2 protein-coding genes are annotated in these 2,067 nt (G+C 62.5%); both read left to right on the top strand.

What is annotated here, in order from left to right; genetic code table 11:
* The first annotated feature begins 413 nt into the window (after window positions 1–413).
* On the top strand, window positions 414–1,052 hold the full coding sequence (locus tag ATN38_RS00145; protein WP_218747377.1) for a hypothetical protein: 639 nt from the start codon (window positions 414–416) through the stop codon (window positions 1,050–1,052).
* Between the two features lie 423 nt (window positions 1,053–1,475).
* The gene (locus ATN38_RS00140; RefSeq protein ID WP_003943449.1) at window positions 1,476–1,697 is read left to right on the top strand and encodes a hypothetical protein; all 222 of its coding nucleotides are present in this window, start codon (window positions 1,476–1,478) and stop codon (window positions 1,695–1,697) included.
* Window positions 1,698–2,067 lie beyond the last annotated feature (370 nt).

Raw genomic sequence — 2,067 nt, 5'->3', positions numbered from 1 at the left:
TGCACACGGGTTCTCGACGGAACGAAGAGAAACCCGCTGCGGAGACCCGAATCGGATACTCACTGCATCCTCGGCCACTATCACCTGGGCCACTCGGTACGAGGAAAACACACCGCACACCTTTGGGTGACCCACCCTGCTGGTCGTCAGTACCAGCTGGGTGGGTCGAGTGTGCCCAACTCTGGGGGGCCGGGCACACGATCGGGAGCGGCTCGCCTGCAGTCGTGTGACATCTCGGCGAACCCCTATCCATCGCCGCCTCGAACGGAGATGGTGCGGAAGGGAAATGTAGCGCACACGATTTCACTGACCTGTAACCACCCGGCGTGTTTCGGCGGCCATTTCGTTCTTGCGATGTGAGGCGGATCTAAGCTCACCTCGACAACCGCGGCCTCAACCTCACGGGAGCAGCGATGAGTCCTCGGCCCACCTGGCTCCACACCCGATCCACCGAATTCCGGGCCGCCCTCCTCGATCTCGGGCTCACGATCACCGACACCGAAGCCCGGAATATCCTCGACGACAAAGTCTCCGAATACGCGACCTTGATGAGAGTCACCCGCCAGACCGCGCAGCGCGATTTCACCGACGAACGCCTCCTCGCATTCGCGCAGTCCCTCGCTGTGTCACTCTCCGACGAAGCCCCCGGCGCCGACCTGATCGGATTCGAGCGCAGCATCTCCATGCCCGTCGCCGCCGTCGGCCTGACCACCGCGGCGCTGGCCGAAGCCTTGAAAGTCGCACACATCAACCTCGACGACAAAGAAGCTGTCGCCGGCCTGTCCCTGCTCTCGACTCTCGGCATGATCACCGCCGACGCGAACCACTCCGTCGTCCCGACCCCACGCCCGCTGCTCTTGCGGATCGCCCGCTACCTCGACGGCGCCGCAGCATCCATCACCGACGGTGCGAACCTGCCCGACGGCCTCGACGACACCCACCGACAGCACTTCGCGGACATCCTCGCCCAGGACGCCGACGGAATCCGGGCCCTCGCCAACAACGAAGACGGCGACCCCCCGCGCCTGTGGCGCACCCCCAACCCACGCTGACCGCCGGTGCAGCGAAACATAGTCGATGCGCTGAAACCTGCGGGACGGCTCGCCCGCCGATAGACCAGGGGTGGCTACCGGCGGAGCGTTCGCCATGCCCGTTGGGGACCGGGTGATGCCGCCCCCGAAAATTTACGTGGCACCCACCTCGGTTACCAGTCTTCGCACAGTTACAGCTACTTGAGCATTGAACTACCGAGGAGTACCTCGCCGCCTTCAGGTGAACCGGTACCGAGTTAGTCCATCGCGTCCATGGGTGCGCCGTCACTTACCTCCCGCGCACCGATCACCCAGCAATGACGCAGTAACATCACACTGTGGTGCGCTGCTTTCCGCCTCGGTTCCAGCGCACCACCCGATACCACCGCACAGGCAGTCACCCCTTCGGACTGCCTGCATGAGCCACACGTGCAGGAGCGACGCATGACCTCCCCCGACGAGCGTCTGACCGCCAAACTCGAACAACTCCCCATCAGCGACGACGCCCCCATGTGCTCACTCCTGCGCACCACCCTGCTCAAACACGCTCAACACGGCAGCGACATCACCGAGCCCACCCTGCTCGGGCTGCTCGCCATCACCGGCGCCCTCGAAGAACGACTCACCAGGCTCGAAGCCATGATCCAACCCTCCACCACTACATGACCCCAGCATCGCCGCGCACCCACCGTCCACGCCTGCACGAACGACTCAGCGTGTCAGTCGAAACTGCCCTCATACTCGGCTGCACCCTCACCGCCATCGCCTGGTGGGCAGCCTGAAAAACGCGTCTGTCGAAAAGGCAAAGCCAACGGTTTATTCGACATAGATTTTCGACACGAGATCTCGACACCTAGACCTCAGTACGAACAGGGAATATAAGTGCTTCACAGAAACGTCTAATACCGATCTTGGTCTCAATAGGTCAACGCATCACCGACGATAACGGATCAGCCCCAGAAGATCGGATCGCCACCGTTTTCGATGTGATCGAGCAAATCCTGAACGTGAGGGCTCGGCGCCAAGAACTGGTAAC

This window comes from Rhodococcus sp. FH8 (genome assembly GCF_019266085.1).
Taxonomy (GTDB): domain Bacteria; phylum Actinomycetota; class Actinomycetes; order Mycobacteriales; family Mycobacteriaceae; genus Rhodococcus_F; species Rhodococcus_F qingshengii.
Note: the sequence above shows the minus strand (reverse complement) of the source record. Positions and strands in the feature narration are given on the sequence as shown.

Coding starts and splice junctions, on each gene's coding strand:
- ATN38_RS00145 (WP_218747377.1), top strand. CDS start 414: ATGAGTCCTCGGCCCACCTGGCTCCACACCCGATCCACCGAATTCCGG.
- ATN38_RS00140 (WP_003943449.1), top strand. CDS start 1,476: ATGACCTCCCCCGACGAGCGTCTGACCGCCAAACTCGAACAACTCCCC.